At 62.4% G+C, this 15268-nt stretch carries 16 protein-coding genes; 8 read left to right on the forward strand and 8 right to left on the reverse strand.

Going from position 1 to position 15268, the window contains the following annotated elements; genetic code table 11:
- Positions 1-61: 61 nt before the first annotated feature.
- A complete protein-coding gene (locus ACZ9GA_RS08795; protein WP_457363051.1) occupies positions 62-850 on the reverse strand; it encodes a HalD/BesD family halogenase in 789 nt (262 codons plus the stop codon).
- A gap of 106 nt (positions 851-956) precedes the next feature.
- Between ACZ9GA_RS08795 and ACZ9GA_RS08800 the strand changes: the two genes are divergently transcribed.
- Positions 957-1847: a LysR substrate-binding domain-containing protein gene (locus tag ACZ9GA_RS08800; RefSeq protein ID WP_457363050.1), complete on the forward strand. Its 891-nt coding sequence runs from the start codon at positions 957-959 to the stop codon at positions 1845-1847.
- Positions 1848-2021: 174 nt separating this feature from the next.
- On the opposite strand, the gene ACZ9GA_RS08805 is transcribed toward ACZ9GA_RS08800, so the two are convergent.
- On the reverse strand, positions 2022-2549 hold the full coding sequence (locus ACZ9GA_RS08805; RefSeq protein WP_457363049.1) for a TetR family transcriptional regulator: 528 nt from the start codon (positions 2547-2549) through the stop codon (positions 2022-2024).
- 141 nt (positions 2550-2690) lie between these two features.
- Here ACZ9GA_RS08805 and ACZ9GA_RS08810 point away from each other — a divergent pair, with 141 nt between their 5' ends.
- The 4 genes from ACZ9GA_RS08810 (at position 2691) to ACZ9GA_RS08825 (ending at position 7642) form a co-directional block, all read left to right on the forward strand.
- Positions 2691-3479, forward strand: coding sequence for an SDR family NAD(P)-dependent oxidoreductase (locus tag ACZ9GA_RS08810; RefSeq protein WP_457363048.1), 789 nt, complete (start codon positions 2691-2693; stop codon positions 3477-3479).
- A gap of 168 nt (positions 3480-3647) precedes the next feature.
- Positions 3648-4157 carry a sigma-70 family RNA polymerase sigma factor gene (locus ACZ9GA_RS08815; protein WP_457363047.1) on the forward strand — a complete coding sequence of 170 codons (510 nt, stop codon included), beginning with the start codon at positions 3648-3650 and terminating at the stop codon, positions 4155-4157.
- Between the two features lie 3 nt (positions 4158-4160).
- Positions 4161-5099, forward strand: coding sequence for a FecR domain-containing protein (locus tag ACZ9GA_RS08820; protein ID WP_457363046.1), 939 nt, complete (start codon positions 4161-4163; stop codon positions 5097-5099).
- Positions 5100-5215: 116 nt separating this feature from the next.
- Positions 5216-7642: a TonB-dependent siderophore receptor gene (locus tag ACZ9GA_RS08825; protein ID WP_457363045.1), complete on the forward strand. Its 2427-nt coding sequence runs from the start codon at positions 5216-5218 to the stop codon at positions 7640-7642.
- Between the two features lie 1021 nt (positions 7643-8663).
- Here the strand turns inward: ACZ9GA_RS08825 and ACZ9GA_RS08830 are convergent.
- Positions 8664-9149 (reverse strand): hypothetical protein, encoded by a 486-nt coding sequence (locus ACZ9GA_RS08830; protein ID WP_457363044.1) that lies wholly within the window; start codon positions 9147-9149, stop codon positions 8664-8666.
- Positions 9150-9182: 33 nt separating this feature from the next.
- Positions 9183-9740 (reverse strand): P-loop NTPase family protein, encoded by a 558-nt coding sequence (locus tag ACZ9GA_RS08835; protein ID WP_457363043.1) that lies wholly within the window; start codon positions 9738-9740, stop codon positions 9183-9185.
- 273 nt (positions 9741-10013) lie between these two features.
- On the opposite strand from ACZ9GA_RS08835, the gene yjdN reads away from it, so the two are divergent.
- Positions 10014-10442, forward strand: a complete 429-nt coding sequence (yjdN, locus tag ACZ9GA_RS08840) for a VOC family metalloprotein YjdN (RefSeq protein WP_457363042.1) — start codon at positions 10014-10016, stop codon at positions 10440-10442.
- Positions 10443-10473: 31 nt separating this feature from the next.
- Here yjdN and ACZ9GA_RS08845 read toward each other — a convergent pair whose 3' ends face one another.
- Positions 10474-10989, reverse strand: a complete 516-nt coding sequence (locus ACZ9GA_RS08845) for a hypothetical protein (RefSeq protein WP_476226454.1) — start codon at positions 10987-10989, stop codon at positions 10474-10476.
- A gap of 220 nt (positions 10990-11209) precedes the next feature.
- Here ACZ9GA_RS08845 and ACZ9GA_RS08850 point away from each other — a divergent pair, with 220 nt between their 5' ends.
- Entirely contained in the window at positions 11210-12424 is a 1215-nt protein-coding gene (locus ACZ9GA_RS08850) for an aldose 1-epimerase family protein (protein ID WP_457363041.1), read from the forward strand.
- A 159-nt stretch (positions 12425-12583) separates the two neighbouring features.
- Here ACZ9GA_RS08850 and ACZ9GA_RS08855 read toward each other — a convergent pair whose 3' ends face one another.
- Positions 12584-13447 carry a LysR family transcriptional regulator gene (locus ACZ9GA_RS08855; protein WP_457363040.1) on the reverse strand — a complete coding sequence of 288 codons (864 nt, stop codon included), beginning with the start codon at positions 13445-13447 and terminating at the stop codon, positions 12584-12586.
- A 132-nt stretch (positions 13448-13579) separates the two neighbouring features.
- Between ACZ9GA_RS08855 and ACZ9GA_RS08860 the strand changes: the two genes are divergently transcribed.
- Positions 13580-14005 carry a VOC family protein gene (locus ACZ9GA_RS08860; RefSeq protein ID WP_457363769.1) on the forward strand — a complete coding sequence of 142 codons (426 nt, stop codon included), beginning with the start codon at positions 13580-13582 and terminating at the stop codon, positions 14003-14005.
- Between the two features lie 182 nt (positions 14006-14187).
- On the opposite strand, the gene ACZ9GA_RS08865 is transcribed toward ACZ9GA_RS08860, so the two are convergent.
- Together ACZ9GA_RS08865 and ACZ9GA_RS08870 are read right to left on the reverse strand one after the other, a co-directional pair.
- Positions 14188-14550, reverse strand: a complete 363-nt coding sequence (locus ACZ9GA_RS08865) for a hypothetical protein (RefSeq protein ID WP_457363039.1) — start codon at positions 14548-14550, stop codon at positions 14188-14190.
- Between the two features lie 5 nt (positions 14551-14555).
- The gene (locus ACZ9GA_RS08870) at positions 14556-15188 is read right to left on the reverse strand and encodes a hypothetical protein (RefSeq protein WP_457363038.1); all 633 of its coding nucleotides are present in this window, start codon (positions 15186-15188) and stop codon (positions 14556-14558) included.
- Positions 15189-15268: the final 80 nt, after the last annotated feature.

Here is a 15268-nt window from a genome sequence, read left to right on the forward strand (position 1 = left end):
TTCGAATGGTTCGGCAGGGGTAAGCGATGTCGCGATTCTTGTTGTTCGGGTGCTGCGTAGATCAGGCGGTGCGGCCGTAAAAGCCCAGTTGCTCCTCGGCGCTGAAGATCACCCCGGGGCGCTCGTAGTAGGAGAACACCGCCACCAGTCGCTCGCGCTGGCCACATACCGGCGTAACCCTGTGGGCGGTGTTCTTGCCACGGAATACGTTGAGGGTGCCGGCGCGCAAGGCCAGGGTGCGCACCTGCGGGTCACGGCCTTCCAGCAGGTCGGCAACGCCGGCGTAGTTGGGGTCGTCGGCGCTGCGCAGGTCGGTGCGGTACTGGAACTCGCCGCCCTGGGCCGGGGCTTGCAGCATCAGGGTGGTAGTGAACTCCGAACGGTCGAAGTGCCAGTTCAGCGTCTCGCCTTCGCGGTAGCTCATCACGTTGACCCGGGCCAGCGGGTCGTCCATCAGGTGCAGTTGCGACTTGTCCATGACCGCGGCCAGGAAGCGCACCAGCGGTGGGTATTCGTACACCTCGCTCACCAGGCTGCCCATCAACTGGTCGGCGCACAGGGTGTGGCTGACCGTCTCCACCTGGCGCAGGGCCGGGTGGTCGGTGGGCAGGCCGTCGATCTGCGGCTTGAAGTAGATGTTGTGGGTGCGGCTGTGGGTGTGCGACTCGCGGTTCATGATGGGCAGGATGCCGGCCGTGGCCTGCTCCAGCGCCTGGGGCAGGATAAAGCCCTCCAGGTTGAACATGCCGTGCTGGTGCAGGGCGGTGCGGGACTGGTCGACCAGCTGATGCCAGTCCGGGCTGCCTTCGCGGTGCAGGGGGTAGCGCTGAAGATCGATGACGTCGCTCATGATGGGCCTCGCGTTGACGGTGTAGGGTTAACGTAGCCCAGTAAAAACTTAGCAACAACGCTATAAATTGTTAGGCTCCCCCCAGGAAAACTTGGGGAAGACGGCCATGCGTTTACCACCGCTCAATGCACTGCGCACCTTTGAAGTCGCCGCCCGGCTGGGCAGTTTCGTCCTGGCGGGGCGCGAACTTGGGGTGTCGGCCACGGCGGTGAGCCAGCAGGTGCGCCACCTTGAGGACTACTTCGGCAAGAAGCTGTTTGTGCGCAACGGCAACCGCCTGACGCTGACCGACGCAGGTGTGGCGATGTACCCGCAGACGTCCACGGCGCTGGCCGATATCGCCGCCATGACCCTGCGCACCCTGGAGGGCGAGGTGCGAACGCGGCTGACGGTCAGTGTGCCGTTTTCCCTGGCCGAGCGCTGGCTGGCGCCGCGCCTGTCACCGTTGCTGGAGCTTTACCCCAGGCTGTCGGTGGACGTGCGGGTGGAGGATGACCCGGTGGACCTGGCCCGGCATGACGTGGATGTGCGGGTCAGTTATGGCGACTATCACTACCCTGGTTGCCAGGCGCTGCCGTTGTTCCATGACGAGGTGCTGCCGGTGTGTGCGCCGGACTTCTGGTACCGGCAGGGCAATCCGGCGTTTGATTTGGGGCAGGTGCACGAGAGCTTGTTCATTCACACCCAGTGGGGCGCCAACTACGTGTCGCACCCCACCTGGAGCGACTGGTTTGCGGGCCATGTCCAGGGTGTTGCGCCCGACCCTGCACTGGGGCGGCGTTCGGGGTTGTCGAGTTTGTCGGTGACCTTGGCGCGCCAGGGCATGGGGATTGCGCTGGGGCAGCGCTCGCTGGCGGCGGCGGACCTGGAGAGCGGGGCGCTGATTGCGGTGTCCAACCGATCGTTGCAGCTGGGGCATCCGTATTGCGCGTTTACGCCGGCGCAGAAGCAGGGGCGGGTGGATGTGGAGCGGTTGTTGGCGCTGCTGGTGGGTTGATCACCCACTCAAAGGGCGACGATCACCCTGTGGGACCGGGCGAAGCTCGGGAAGCGAACGACTCGATGGGCGTGTCGAGCGCTTCCCGTAGCCGCTGCCGCAGGCTGCGCTGGCCAGCGTGAACCCTGAACATTTTCAGTGAGGCATAGGGCCAGCGCAGCCTGGCGGCAGCGGCTACGGGCGTGCCAGCGCAAACGCCCGGCAGGTGTCCAGAATCTCGTCGGCCAGTGCCGAATCGTCCGGGCAGGCGCGCGACAGCAGCAGCGCCCCCACCAGGTGCGCCATGTCATTGAGACGCTTGGCGCGCGCTTCGCCGTGCGTGCCCAGCGACCGTTCGATGGCCTCGGCAAACACCGCTTTCACCTCATCCGGCTGGCGCGAGGCATCGGCCGACAACGCCGCCATGGTGCAGCCATCGCCCGGCGAGTCCCGGTGCGCGCGTGACAGGTACTGGGTGATCAACTCGTCGCGCTTGCCCTCGGACCTGCGCGCATCGGTCTGGGCAAAGCCGCAGGCCGCCGCCTCGGTCATCAGGTCGGCCTTGGAGCGAAAGTGCTTGTAGAACCCGCCATGGGTAAACCCGGCCGCGCCCATCAGGTCGGCCACGCTGACCCCGTCATAACCGCGTTCACGGAACAGCGCCGAAGCTGTTTCGACAATATGGGCGCGATTGGCCTGCGCCTGGGCCTTGCTGACTTTCATGGTTGAACCTGTGCAATCCGCGGGTGGCAATGGCGCCAGTATACATTGATGTCAGTCGACATCAAAATGCTTGACGGTTTAGATTTCGGTCATCATCATAAAGTCATGCCCTCTCGCCTACCCACTCAGGAACACATCCTCATGAGCAACTTGCCAGCTGTCTTGATTACCGGTGCCTCCAGCGGGATCGGCGCCACCTACGCACAACGCTTTGCCCGTCGCGGCCACGACCTGGTGCTGGTGGCCAGGGACAAGGCACGCCTGGACGCCCTGGCCGCGCAATTGCGTGATGAAAGCGGCGTGACCATCGACGTGCTGCAGGCCGACCTGACCCAGGCCGACGACCTGGCCCGGGTCGAGCAACGCCTGATCGAAGACACGCGCATCGGCGTGCTGATCAACAACGCCGGCATGGGCCAGCACGGCGGTTTCACCCAGCAGACCGCCGCCAGCCTCGATACCCTGATCACCCTCAACATCACTGCGCTGACACGCCTGGCCGCTGCCATTGCGCCGCGCCTGACCCAGGCGGGCGAGGGCGCCATCGTCAATATCGGCTCGGTGGTGGGGCTGGCCCCGGAGCTCAACATGACCGTGTACGGCGCCACCAAGGCGTTCGTGCTGTTCCTCTCCCAGGGGCTGCATCTGGAACTGGGGCCCAAAGGCGTGTACGTGCAGGCCGTGCTGCCGGCGGCCACGCGCACCGAGATCTGGGAGCGTTCGGGGATGGACATTGATGCGTTGCCCGAGGTGATGGAGGTGGGTGATCTGGTGGACGCCGCGCTGGTGGGTTATGACCGTCGAGAGCTGGTCACCATCCCGCCACTGCACGTGGCCGAGCGCTGGGATGCGCTGGATGGGGCACGGCGCTTGCTGTTATCGGATCTGCGTCAGGCCCAGCCCGCCGAGCGCTACAAGACCCTCGCCTGACCGTAGCCGCTGCCGCAGGCTGCGCTGGCCCTGTGCCTGGCTGGAGATATCCGGTGTCAGTCAGGGCCAGCGCTGCCTGGCGGCAGCGGCTACAAACTCATTGCTAAATCTGCGTACACTGAAGAAAATGAGATTCATTTCCATATGAACTCATCTCAGGTATGAGCAATGTCCTCTGTTGACCGCACCCAGCACCAGGCCATCCACACCCTATACACCGAGCACCATGGCTGGCTTTGTGGCTGGTTGCGTAAACGGCTGGGCTGTTTCGACCACGCGGCGGACCTGGCCCAGGACACGTTCATTCGCGTGCTGGTGCAGCGCAGGGCCCCGGAGCTGCGTGAGCCCAGGGCCTACCTGAGCAGCATCGCGCGCAACCTGATGATCGATATGTTCCGACGCCGCGCCCTGGAGCAGGCGTACCTGGAAACCCTGGCCACCCTGCCTGAAGCCCAGGACATCTCGCCCGAAGCACGCCTGCTGATCATCGAAACCCTGTTGCAGATCGACCAGATGCTCGACGGCCTGGGCCCGCGCACCCGGCAGATTTTCCTGATGGCGCAGCTCGATGGCCTGAGCTACGTGCAGATCGCGCGGGACTTGGGGGTATCGCTCAACACCGTCAAGAACCACGCCGCGCGGGCATTGCTGCATTGCCTTCTGGCAGCCGAGGAGTAGGGCATGGGCGTGGATCACGCTGCGCTTGAGGCGGCGGCCAACTGGTACGTGGAGTTGCGCTGCGACGACGCCGACGAGGCCACGCGCCAGGCGCACCATCGTTGGCTCAACGCCGACCCCGGCCACCGTCAGGCCTGGGACCGGCTGGCGCGTCTGCAGGAGCGTTTCGAGCGTGTCGGCCCAGGCATTGCCCGGCCCACGCTGAGCAATGCCCGGCTCAAACGTCGCGAAGCGATGAAGGTGTTGTCGCTGCTGTTGGCGGCCGGCGGCGCCGCCACAGTGTCGTGGCGCATGACGCCGCTGCCGACGTTGATGGCCGACCAGCGCACCGCCACCGGCGAACAGCGCAGCCTGCAACTGGAGGATGGCAGCCAGTTGCAGTTGAACACCGGCACGGCGGTCAATATCCACTATGGCGCCACCCTGCGCGAGGTGCAGTTGCTGCGCGGCGAAATCCTGGTGCAGACCGCGCGCGACACCCAGGCCAGGCCCTTCGTGGTGCACACCCCCGAGGGCAGTGTGCTGGCCCTGGGCACACGCTTCCTGGTGCGCAGCGCCGATGACCGGACCCGGGTCAGTGTGCTGCAGCACGCCGTGGAAGTGCGCACGGCCAGCTTGTTGCCGGCGGTGCGGGTGGAAGCGGGCCAGCAGCTGGTGTTTGGCCCCGACAACGTGGGTGCCGTGCAGGCAATCAGCCCCCAGAGCGATGCGTGGACGCGTGGCATGCTGCTGGTCAACGACTGGCGCCTGGGCGACATGATCAGCGAGTTGCAGCGCTACCACACGGGGTATCTGAGCTGTGCCACACAGGTGGCGGGACTGCGTATCTCCGGTGGTTTTCACCTGGGCGACATCAACCGGGTGCTGGACGATCTCACCGCCACCTTGCCCGTGCGCCTGCGGCATTTCACCCCTTACTGGACCCGCGTGGAACCGGCCTGAGCGCCTTTGAAAAATTAATCCGCGAAAAAAATGGTCGATTTGGATTCTCGTTCGACTTGTTGGGTAGAGACGCGATAACCGCCATCACTACTGCCACAGGGGCGAAGGGAAACTACATGCCTGCACGCAAGCCAACCACCACCCGACCTGACCTGCTCAAGCGCGCGGTGCGCCACGGGGTTCTGAGCCTTGCCCTGGGTGCGCCACTGGCCGCCCTGACCGCCGCCCCGTGCGCCTGGGCGCAGGCGGCGGCCGATATCCGCTTCGATATCCCCGCAGGCCCGATGAGCGCGGCGCTGGAACAATTTTCCACGCTCAGCGGCGTGAACATTTCCTATGCGCCCCAGGTGGCCCAGGGTCAGCGTTCGCCCGGCTTGCATGGCCGTTACGGCGTGGACGCCGGCCTGCGCCAACTGTTGACCGGCAGTAAGCTGCAAGCGGTGCAACTGGCCAACGGCAGCTATACGCTGGTGCCGCTGGTTGATGCCGCCGTGCAACTGAGCCCCACCAGCATCTCCGGCAAAAGCAGCGACGCGGCGGCCGACGTGCAAGGTTACGTCGCCACCCGCAGCAGCGCCGGCAGCAAGACCGACACGCCGATCATCGAGATTCCGCAGTCGATCTCGGTCATCACTCGCCAGCAAATGCAGGCCCAGGGCGCGCAGACCGTCACCGATGCCTTGCGCTATGTGCCAGGCGTGAAGGTGGAAGCCTATGGCCTGGACCCCAAGGGGTTTGACTGGCTGTACATCCGCGGCTTCAACGGCCAGGCCACCAGCGATTACCTCAACGGCCTGCGCCAGCAGAACAACAGCTATGCGTTCTTTCGCAGCGAGCCCTACGCCTATGATCGCGTCGAAGTCGCCCGCGGCCCGTCCTCCAGCCTGTTCGGCCAGGGGGATGCCGGTGGCATCGTCAACCGCGTCAGCAAAAAGCCTGAAGCCGATCACGTCGACGAAGTGCAGCTCAGCGGCGGCAATCACAACCGTCTGCAAGGCCAGTTCGACATCGGCGGCGCACTGAACGACGACCAGAGCCTGCTGTACCGGGTGGTCGGCCTGGCCCGCGATGCCGATACCCAGGTGGACTACGCCGACGGTCATCAGGTGGAAGACAACCGCCTGTACATCGCGCCTTCGTTCACCTGGTCGCCGGACCCCGACACCAGCCTGACCGTGCTCACCGACTTTTTGCGTGACCACAACGGCGGTTCGCTGTTCGCCTACAGCACACCCAGCGGGCATACCACCAACATCCTGATGGGTGACCACAGTTTCAACCATCTCGACCAGACCCAGTACACCCTGGGCTACGAATTTCGGCACCGTTTCAACGACACCTGGGAGTTCCGCCAGAATGTGCGCTACGGCCAGGTCGACCTGATCTTCCAGAACCTGCTGCCCGCCGCGGTCAACCTGGGTAGCGGCGATGTCACGCGCATCGCCGATCGCTTCGACCAGCATATGGACACCTTCAACCTGGACAACCAGTTCCAGGCCGACGTCAGCACCGGGCCCTTCACCCACAAGCTGCTGATGGGCGTCGACTACGCCTGGCAGGACGCCGACATCACCCGCTGGCGCACCCTGGCGCCCACGCTCAATATCTACAATCCGCAGTACGGCATGAGCATTGCGCGGCCGACCTCGGCCAACAGCCTGAGCTCGATCGACTACGACCAGACCATCCAGCAAGTGGGCGGCTACCTGCAGGACCAGATCAAATTTGACGACCACTGGATCCTTACCGCGGGCGGTCGTTACGACTACGTGCGCAATGACCTGGACAACCACGTGGGCGCCTCCACCAACCAGAAGGACAACGCCTTCACCGGCCGCGTGGGCCTGACCTACCTCACCGATTTGGGCCTGGCGCCGTACGTGAGCTACGCCGAGTCGTTCAACCCCAACACCGGCACCGACCGCACTGGCAGCGCCTTCGACCCCAGCATGGCCCATCAATGGGAGGTGGGGGTGAAGTACCAGCCCAGCGACGCGATCCTGATGACCCTGGCCGCCTACGACCTGACCAAGACCAACGTGCTGACCAACGAAATCGTCGGCGGCGTGACCACCGGCTTCTCGGTGGCCTCCGGCGAGCAACAGTCACGGGGCATCGAGGCCGAGATCAAGGCCAGGCTGGACCAGAACTGGGACCTGCTGGCGTCCTACACCTACACCCATGCCCAGATCACCAAAAGCAACAACGGCGACGAAGGCAACCGCCCGGCCAACGTGCCCAAGCACATGGCGTCCGCGTGGCTGAACTACACCTTCCACGACAACCTGCTCGCGGGCCTGAGTGTGGGCGGCGGGGTGCGGTATACGGGGGTGTTGTACGGGGATAACGCCAATACCTACCACATCGACAACTACACCTTGTTTGATGCGGGCGTGAGTTACCCGGTCAACCAGCATGTGACGGTGTCGATGAACGCACAGAACCTGCTGGATACCGAGTATGTGGCGACCTGTGACGATACCTACGAGTGCTATCCGGGGATGCGCCGCACGGTGGTGGGGAGTGTGAAATACACCTGGTGAGCCGATGGCCTCTTGGAACCGCGGCGCCTGCATCGCGACCAAGGTCGGCTCCTACGCCGTGCGGGGTAGGAGGCGGCCTTGGCCGCGATACGACCCTGTAGCCGCTGCCGCCAGGCTGCGCTGGCCCGTGTTAACCCTGAAAATCTTCAGCGAGGCTTGGGGCCAGCGCAGCCTGTCGGCAGCGGCTACAGAGCATCATGTAGGAGTATCTATCTTGGAGCCGCGGCGCCTGCATCGCGACCAAGGTCGGCTCCTACGCCGTGCGGGGTAGGAGCCGGCCTTGGCCGCGATACGACCCTGTAGCCGCTGCCGCCAGGCTGCGCTGGCCCGTGTTAACCCTGAGAATCTTCAGCGAGGCTTGGGGCCAGCGCAGCCTGTCGGCAGCGGCTACAGAGCGCCATGTAGGAGTATCTATCTTGGAGCCGCGGCGCCTGCATCGCGACCAAGGTCGGCTCCTACACCGTCCGTGGTAGAAGCCGGCCTTGGCCGCGATACGACCCTGTAGCCGCTGCCGCCAGGCTGCGCTGGCCCGTGTTAACCCTGAAAATCTTCAGTGAGGCTTAGGGCCAGCGCAGCCTGTCGGCAGCGGCTACAGAGCATCATGTAGGAGTATCTATCTTGGAGCCGCGGCGCCTGCATCGCGACCAAGGTCGGCTCCTACACCGTCCGTGGTAGAAGCCGGCCTTGGCCGCGATACGGCCCTGTAGCCGCTGCCGCCAGGCTGCGCTGGCCCGTGTTAACCCTGAAAATCTTCAGTGAGGCTTAGGGCCAGCGCAGCCTGTCGGCAGCGGCTACAGAGCACCATGTAGGAGTATCTATCTTGGAGCCGCGTCGTCTGCATCGCGGTCGACGGTGTGCAGGCGTCCGCGTAGGCGCAAATGTTATCTGTGGGAGTGGGCTCTGCCCACGAAAAGGACGCCGCATTGGCTCAGCAAACCCGCTCTCATAGGCGCGGTGCATCAGGTATGCCGCAGTCCCGGAGACGATCCCTCCCCCCCTCCTGGTTACGCCATAAAACAGCTCAATAAAACCGATCTTCCCGCTTCATGGCAGCCAATCGGCCAAGCGTCCTGAACGACACCGCCAACAACAACAGCGCCAGCACACAGCCTCCCGCCATGATCAAGAAGCTGGGCCGGTAGCTATTCAACTCAGTGGCAACCAGGCTGACCTGAGGAAACCAGCGGGCATAGACCAGCGCAATGCTGTCGCCCACTGCATACGGGGCGTGTTCATCGTAGTGAGGGTCCCAGTACGCTGCTTCGTGGGCGCGCTGGTCGTGGTCGTTGTAGCGGTAATGAATCGTTTTGACCGAGCTATTGCGTGGGACGTCTTCGACCTGCGTCACGGTGCCCGCGACCTCGATCGATTGCAGGTGCAAGGCGGCATAGGTTGCACCGTGCGCGCGGGCCATCGCGGCAAATGCCAGCGCCACGCAGCAGGCGATGGACAGCAGGATCACGCGGTTGAGCAGGTGATCGCGTTCGGCTTCTCGCGGGTAGAACATCGGACGATCCTTCGCGGCGGGTAGGGGGGAGATTTATCGGCGAGGTAGCGGATAACGTGACGTGCTGGCATGGGGTAGGGGGCCGATACCCGCCAAAAACGCCTTGGTCTGACGGTTGGAACGCAAGCACACCACGGTGCATGCCGCCGGCGCCTGGGCCGCAAACGCCTTCATGTTGGCGCGCGAGGTACGTCGGGTTGTCCACATGAACTTGAAGAACCCCGGGAGGTTGCTCAGCAGTTCCGGGCAGTCCTCTGGCAAGTCCGAGCGAACGCGGCCACGCTGCATCGACGTCCTGAGCATCACCCGCCAAAACCTGAGCATTGAACTGCGATCAATCCAGATCAGCGTATCGGCGCGGGCGATGCGGTTGTGCCACGTTGACGAATGACCACCCTCGAAAATCCAGTGCTCACGCGCCTCCACCTCAAGGCACAGACGCGTCTTCTCATCCCGGGTGCGCTCCACCCAGCCAGGCTGCCAATGGATGGTATCGATATGGACCACCGGCAGGCCGGTGCGCTTGCCGATCTCGCGGGCCAGGGTGCTTTTGCCAGCGCCGGGTTGGCCGATGATCATGACGCGTTGCATGGGAGCCTCCTGCTCGTTGTATGGTTAGCCAGTTTTACCGCAACAGCGGGTTCTAGTGATGTAGCCGCTGCCGCAGGCTGCGCTGGCCCTGTGTACCACTGAAAATCTCCAGGGTTCACCCCGGCCAGCGCAGCCTGGCGGCAGCGGCTACGGTGCCTGCCAGCTTCCCGCACAACTCGCGTTGGGCGGACGGTAGCCTTCACCTCCCCTCCAGCGCCTAGACTGTTCAGCGGGGCGGCGTATTGTGTGCCGCCACTGCCTGGGAGCAATGTGATGAACGTGCAACCCTACCTCTTTTTCGCCGGCACCTGCCAGCAAGCGATCGATTTCTACTGCGCCGTGCTCGGCGCCACCCTGCAATTCAAGATGACCTTCGCCGAGGCGCCACAAGAGTCGACGGGCGCCGAATGCGCCGCTGCGCCACCGGACGGCATCATGCATGCCAACCTGCTGGTCGGTAGCACGCAGTTGATGATGAGCGACGACCCCACCCCCGGCGCAAAAGCCCACGCCGGATACGCATTGTCCATTGCCACCGATGACCTGGCCAAGGGCAAAGCCTGGTTCGATGCTCTGAGCCAGGGCGGCACGGTGCGCATGCCTTGGGGTGAGACTTTCTGGGCGCAGGGCTTCGGTATGCTGACCGATCGCTTCGGTGTGCCATGGATGGTCAATGTGGAGAAAGCCGCTGGCGGGGCGTAGCTACCCTGATGTGGGTGGTTCCGGGCCTTGTTCACATCGCCCCGTCTTTGCCGCGTGCGTTCACGTACGCGGCCATCGCCTTGAAGCGCTTGCGGGTTTGCCACTCGAATAGCCTGTTGACCACCGGATCAAGGATGCGCCCCAGCCATGTGGGGCGCAGCCGCAGGGTGAAAGTATAAATCAACTCGGACGACCCTCCATCGAGGTCGCGATGCTGCATGGACGCCGCCCACCCTTGGAAGCAGCCCATCGGCTGTACCAGGACAGCGGCAGCGACGTGTCCAGGTCTGTAATTGACGAACCGGGTTCGCATGGCGAACAACCGCTTCCAGCCGCGGCCCTGGTTGACGCTGATCGCGCCGATGGAGGGATGGCTGTCACCGTCCTCCACGCATGCATGGGACAGCAAGGTGTCCCATTGGCCGCGTAGGCGGTGATCGTGAAATGCCTCGAACGCCTCAGCGGCGCTGCAGGGCATGAGCATGACGATTCGACGCTTCTTCAAGGTGGCCTCCCGAGGCCCGGCGGCGCTGCTGAGCTTGAGCATATGTCAGGCCCAAATGATCAAGCGTTCACCAACGAGAACTTAACGGGTTGGGAAAGGTTGCGTCTACTTGGTGGAGTGTTTTTCATTGTTCGATAGCAGTAGGGTTGGCGCGTAGCTGTCGGCCGGAATCAATTCAACCGCCGTCGGCATCGCTTTACAAGCTTGCTGAAACGTTTCTTCGAGGCTATAAAAAGGCACAACTCCAAGAAAGGCTTCCACCATGACCCCGCTAAAACTCTTTGTTGCCCTTGGCACCCTGTCCGCTGCCTCCCACGCCATGGCCTGGGATTACGTACTGCTAGACACCGACAAAGCTGCTCAGAACTGGCAGATCACCAGCCAGCAACTGGGCGCAAAAACCGACAAACCCTTCAGCGTCACCTTGCGTACCTTGCACGGTGGCCGGCAGGAAGGCGTCAGCATTGTCGACATCGAGAACGGCACGATGAAGCTCTCGGTAGTGCCGACTCGCGGCATGAACGTGGCGCAGGCCTCAGTCGGTAATGTGCGCATGGGCTGGGATTCGCCGGTGAAGGAAGTGGTCAACCCGTCCTTCATCGAACTCAATGGTCGCGGTGGCCTGGGCTGGCTGGAGGGTTTCAATGAGCTGGTCGCCCGCTGTGGGTACGAATGGGTCGGGCACCCCGGCGTCGACAACGGCGAGCTGCTGACCCTGCACGGTCGGGCCGCCAACATTCCTGCGAGCAAAGTCACCCTTCACATCGATGAGCAACCACCGTACGCCATCACCTTGCGCGGCGAACTCAAAGAGCAGGCGTTCAAGAAGGTCGATTTCTCCGTCGCCACCGAACTGGTCACCGAGCCGGGCAGCGCAGCCTTTGCACTTAACGACACGCTGACCAACAACGGCGACTATCCCAAGGAATACCAGGCGCTGTATCACAGCAACTTCAGCACCCCGTTCCTGGAAGCGGGCGCGCGTTTTGCCGCGCCGGTGAAACAGGTGTCGCCGTTCAACGACAAGGCCAAGGGCGATCTGCCCGACTGGCAGACCTACCGCGCGCCCACCAAGGATTATGACGAAACGGTCTATAACGTGGTGCCCTATGCGGACGCCAAGGGCGATACCTTGACCGTGCTGCATAACAAGGCCGGCAGCCTGGGGGTTTCGGTGGGTTTCAATACCCAGACCTTGCCCGTGTTTTCCCTGTGGAAAAACACCGATACCCAAGGCCAGGGCTATGTCACGGGGCTGGAGCCGGGGACCAGTTTTTCCTACAACCGACGGTATCAGCGGCCACTGAACCTGGTGCCAACCATTGGGCCGAAGGAACATCGGCAGTTCCACATCAGCTACAGCTTGTTGGCGGATAAGGGGGCGGTGGACAAGGCGTTGAAGCAGGTGAGCGATATCCAGGGTGGGCGCGAAACTGAAGTGCGGCAGACGCCGTTGGTTGATTTGACCAAGGAGTAGCCGCGGCGGCAGGTTGGCCAACCGCTGCCCCGTAGCCGCTGCCGCAGGCTGCGCTGGCCTTGTGTTTCGCTGAAAATTTCCGGTGAACTCGAGGGCCAGCGCAGCCTGGCGGCAGCGGCTACGGGGCAGTTGCGCCAACGGTAGGGGACGCTCTGTGGATTATCTGCACTCGGTAATAATCTCGATCAGCGCACGCACGGGCTCCGCCAACGTCCCTTTGCTGCGGTGAATCAGACCGATATCCCGATGAAACGTATGGCTCCCCAAATCCAGACTGCTTACCTTCGCAGGCCAAAGGCGATGACTTGAAGTCTGCGGCACCAGCGCAACCCCCAGGCCAAGCGCCACCAGGCTGACGATCGCTTCCAGCTCATCAAGTTCGCACTTCTCGTTAACCGCCAGATGCCTGTGGCGCAGGAACCGGTCCACTTGCCGCCCCCCGAACGAGGAGCGGTCATACCGAATAAACGGTTGTGTGCGCAGCAGATCCTCCCAGTGTTCCTCCGCCAGATGCTCAGGCACCAGCAAGCGGTAAGGCTCACGCATCAAGGTGCTCCACTGCAGGTCACTTTGAAGGGCAAACGGCGGCCGGATCAGCAGGGCGATGTCTAGGTCGCCGGTGTCCACCAGGTTGACCAGGTCCATGGACACACCTGGCAGTACCCGGGTTCTGCACTGCGCGAAGCGCGCGTGGAAGGTGGCCAGTGCGTTGGGGAGCATGGAGCGTTGCACGGACGCGATCGCGCCGACGTTGACCTGTATCGACGGGGCACTGCCCGGCGTGGAGGTGCCCAATTCGCTGTACAGGCGGATCAGTTCCTGGGCTTGGCGCAACGTCTGCTGACCTTGACGGTTCAAGTGAGCCGTTCGACCGCTGCGGTTGAACAATTCAAACCCCAATGCTGTTTCAAGGCGCTGGATTTGTGCACTCACCGCTGCCTGCGTGAGGCCGATCTTATGGCCCGCCGCGGCAAAGGTCCCTTCCTGCGCGACCGCCACAAGGGTTTTCAGCTCACGAATCATTCATCAAAATCCTTTGTGCTAATCACAAAATCATATTGTTTTTATTATTCTATGACCCTGATTAGGATCGTGCCAGCAGCTTGAGCCAGGGTGGCTCTCTGACCATCGTGCTTCACAACTGGAAACCTGATGATGAGCCTTTCTCCCTTCCACCTCGCAATTCCCGTTCACGATCTGGCCGCCGCGCGGTCTTTCTACGGTGAGATCTTCGGCCTTGAAGAAGGCCGCTCCAGCGCCCAATGGGTCGATTTCAACTTTTACGGCCATCAGCTGGTTATTCACGAACACCCCATGACCGCCTCTCAGGAAAGCGTGCACAGCAATGCTGTGGATGGCCATGATGTACCGGTCCCGCATTTCGGTATTATCCTGCAGTGGCAAGAGTGGGAGGCGCTGGCGGAGCGGTTGAGGTCATTCGGGACGCAATTCGTTATTGAGCCTTACATTCGCTTCCAGGGTCAGGTGGGTGAACAGGCGACTATGTTCCTGTTCGATCCATGCGGGAATGCATTGGAGTTCAAAGCGTTCAAGGACATGTCCCAACTGTTTGCCAAATGACGGGTTGCCTGAGCCCTTTGCGTAAAATTTCTCAGGGGTGATTGTTAACTACCGTAGCCGCTGCCGCAGGCTGCGCTGGCCCTAAACGCCGCTGAAGATTTTCTGCGTACCCACCGGCCAGCGCAGCCTGACGGCAGCGGCTACGGGTTCAGCTGCGCCAACGATAGGTGAAGCCGTTACAGTCAAGGTGCGCGTGGATAGAACTCACCATCATCACCCTGCACCCGGGCATCAAGCCTGTGGGCGATGTCCTCCAGTTTTTCGATGGCGGTGTCACTTGGATTTTTCGTGTAAAGCTCGCCCAGGTCCAGGCGATACCACAAAGGAAATGACTCCCCGGCAATAGACACCCAGAAGTCCTGCGGACCATTTGCAGTGTCTCTGATGATCTGGGGGTCGGTCTTCAGATACGCTTGCCATTCTTCGAGAGTGATTGTTGGCCCCGCGTCGTCTGCCCAAAAACCTTTGCGGGTGATGTGCAAGTCGTAACCGGCGAACGCAACGGTGCTGAGCGTCAGGGGAAGCAAGAAGAACAATGCGCGCATTGTGATCACCGCTGTTTGACCTGATCAAACTCCGCCCCCAGTTGGGTCATGGGAAACGATTGCTTTACCCACCTGTCGTCCACGCCTTGTATGTTCACAAATCCAACCTGTGTCTCGACCGCGTATTCACCCAGTGCTTCATCCAGCAGCAGGTAGGAGGCTTGGGTAAACAGGCCGTCGTTCTGTTTGTAATCGTCATACATCAGCACGATACCGATGCGGTTGCCGTCGTTAGCCAGCAGGCACCGCACCTTGGCAGGGTCGAACGTATGGTCGCCCATTGTCAGGGTATTGATGGGGTTACGGCGAGGGCGGTATTTGATGACTTGCCAGTGATCCAGCTTCGGCGCTGCTGCATACAGCGCTTCTACAGCGGGAAAAGCCGCTGTTAGGCCATCGGCGCTGATGACGAATTCGCGCCGGCCATCCGGCTTGATCGGGCCCAGTTCAAACGTCAGTTCCTTGCGTATCTGCTTCAAGTGACTGTCCAGCTGATCAAGCATCGGGTCGGCGGACGAGGTGAAGTGGTACAGGGCGGAATCGTTCGCGACGAACCAGTCCCAGAACTGCGTCTCTTGGCTCGCATAAGCCATCATCGGCACGCTGCCGAGCAGTAGGGGGATTAACTTCCTTAGCATTTACAATCCTTGGCTGGGTAGGCGCATTTCAGGTCTTGCGTGCCTTCTTAGCATGAACAGGTTTAAAGAAGATGAACGGT

This window comes from Pseudomonas sp. TE3644 (assembly GCF_056278815.1).

Bases quoted from the DNA above. Each gene is read 5' to 3' on its own strand.
- yjdN (WP_457363042.1), top strand. From the start codon at position 10,014: ATGAACGTGCAACCCTACCTCTTTTTCGCCGGCACCTGCCAGCAAGCG.
- ACZ9GA_RS08815 (WP_457363047.1), top strand. From the start codon at position 3,648: ATGTCCTCTGTTGACCGCACCCAGCACCAGGCCATCCACACCCTATAC.
- ACZ9GA_RS08810 (WP_457363048.1), top strand. From the start codon at position 2,691: ATGAGCAACTTGCCAGCTGTCTTGATTACCGGTGCCTCCAGCGGGATC.
- ACZ9GA_RS08870 (WP_457363038.1), bottom strand. From the start codon at position 15,188: ATGCTAAGGAAGTTAATCCCCCTACTGCTCGGCAGCGTGCCGATGATG.
- ACZ9GA_RS08855 (WP_457363040.1), bottom strand. From the start codon at position 13,447: ATGATTCGTGAGCTGAAAACCCTTGTGGCGGTCGCGCAGGAAGGGACC.
- ACZ9GA_RS08805 (WP_457363049.1), bottom strand. From the start codon at position 2,549: ATGAAAGTCAGCAAGGCCCAGGCGCAGGCCAATCGCGCCCATATTGTC.
- ACZ9GA_RS08830 (WP_457363044.1), bottom strand. From the start codon at position 9,149: ATGTTCTACCCGCGAGAAGCCGAACGCGATCACCTGCTCAACCGCGTG.
- ACZ9GA_RS08825 (WP_457363045.1), top strand. From the start codon at position 5,216: ATGCCTGCACGCAAGCCAACCACCACCCGACCTGACCTGCTCAAGCGC.
- ACZ9GA_RS08820 (WP_457363046.1), top strand. From the start codon at position 4,161: ATGGGCGTGGATCACGCTGCGCTTGAGGCGGCGGCCAACTGGTACGTG.
- ACZ9GA_RS08850 (WP_457363041.1), top strand. From the start codon at position 11,210: ATGACCCCGCTAAAACTCTTTGTTGCCCTTGGCACCCTGTCCGCTGCC.
- ACZ9GA_RS08865 (WP_457363039.1), bottom strand. From the start codon at position 14,550: ATGCGCGCATTGTTCTTCTTGCTTCCCCTGACGCTCAGCACCGTTGCG.
- ACZ9GA_RS08835 (WP_457363043.1), bottom strand. From the start codon at position 9,740: ATGCAACGCGTCATGATCATCGGCCAACCCGGCGCTGGCAAAAGCACC.
- ACZ9GA_RS08800 (WP_457363050.1), top strand. From the start codon at position 957: ATGCGTTTACCACCGCTCAATGCACTGCGCACCTTTGAAGTCGCCGCC.
- ACZ9GA_RS08795 (WP_457363051.1), bottom strand. From the start codon at position 850: ATGAGCGACGTCATCGATCTTCAGCGCTACCCCCTGCACCGCGAAGGC.
- ACZ9GA_RS08845 (WP_476226454.1), bottom strand. From the start codon at position 10,989: ATGCTCAAGCTCAGCAGCGCCGCCGGGCCTCGGGAGGCCACCTTGAAG.
- ACZ9GA_RS08860 (WP_457363769.1), top strand. From the start codon at position 13,580: ATGAGCCTTTCTCCCTTCCACCTCGCAATTCCCGTTCACGATCTGGCC.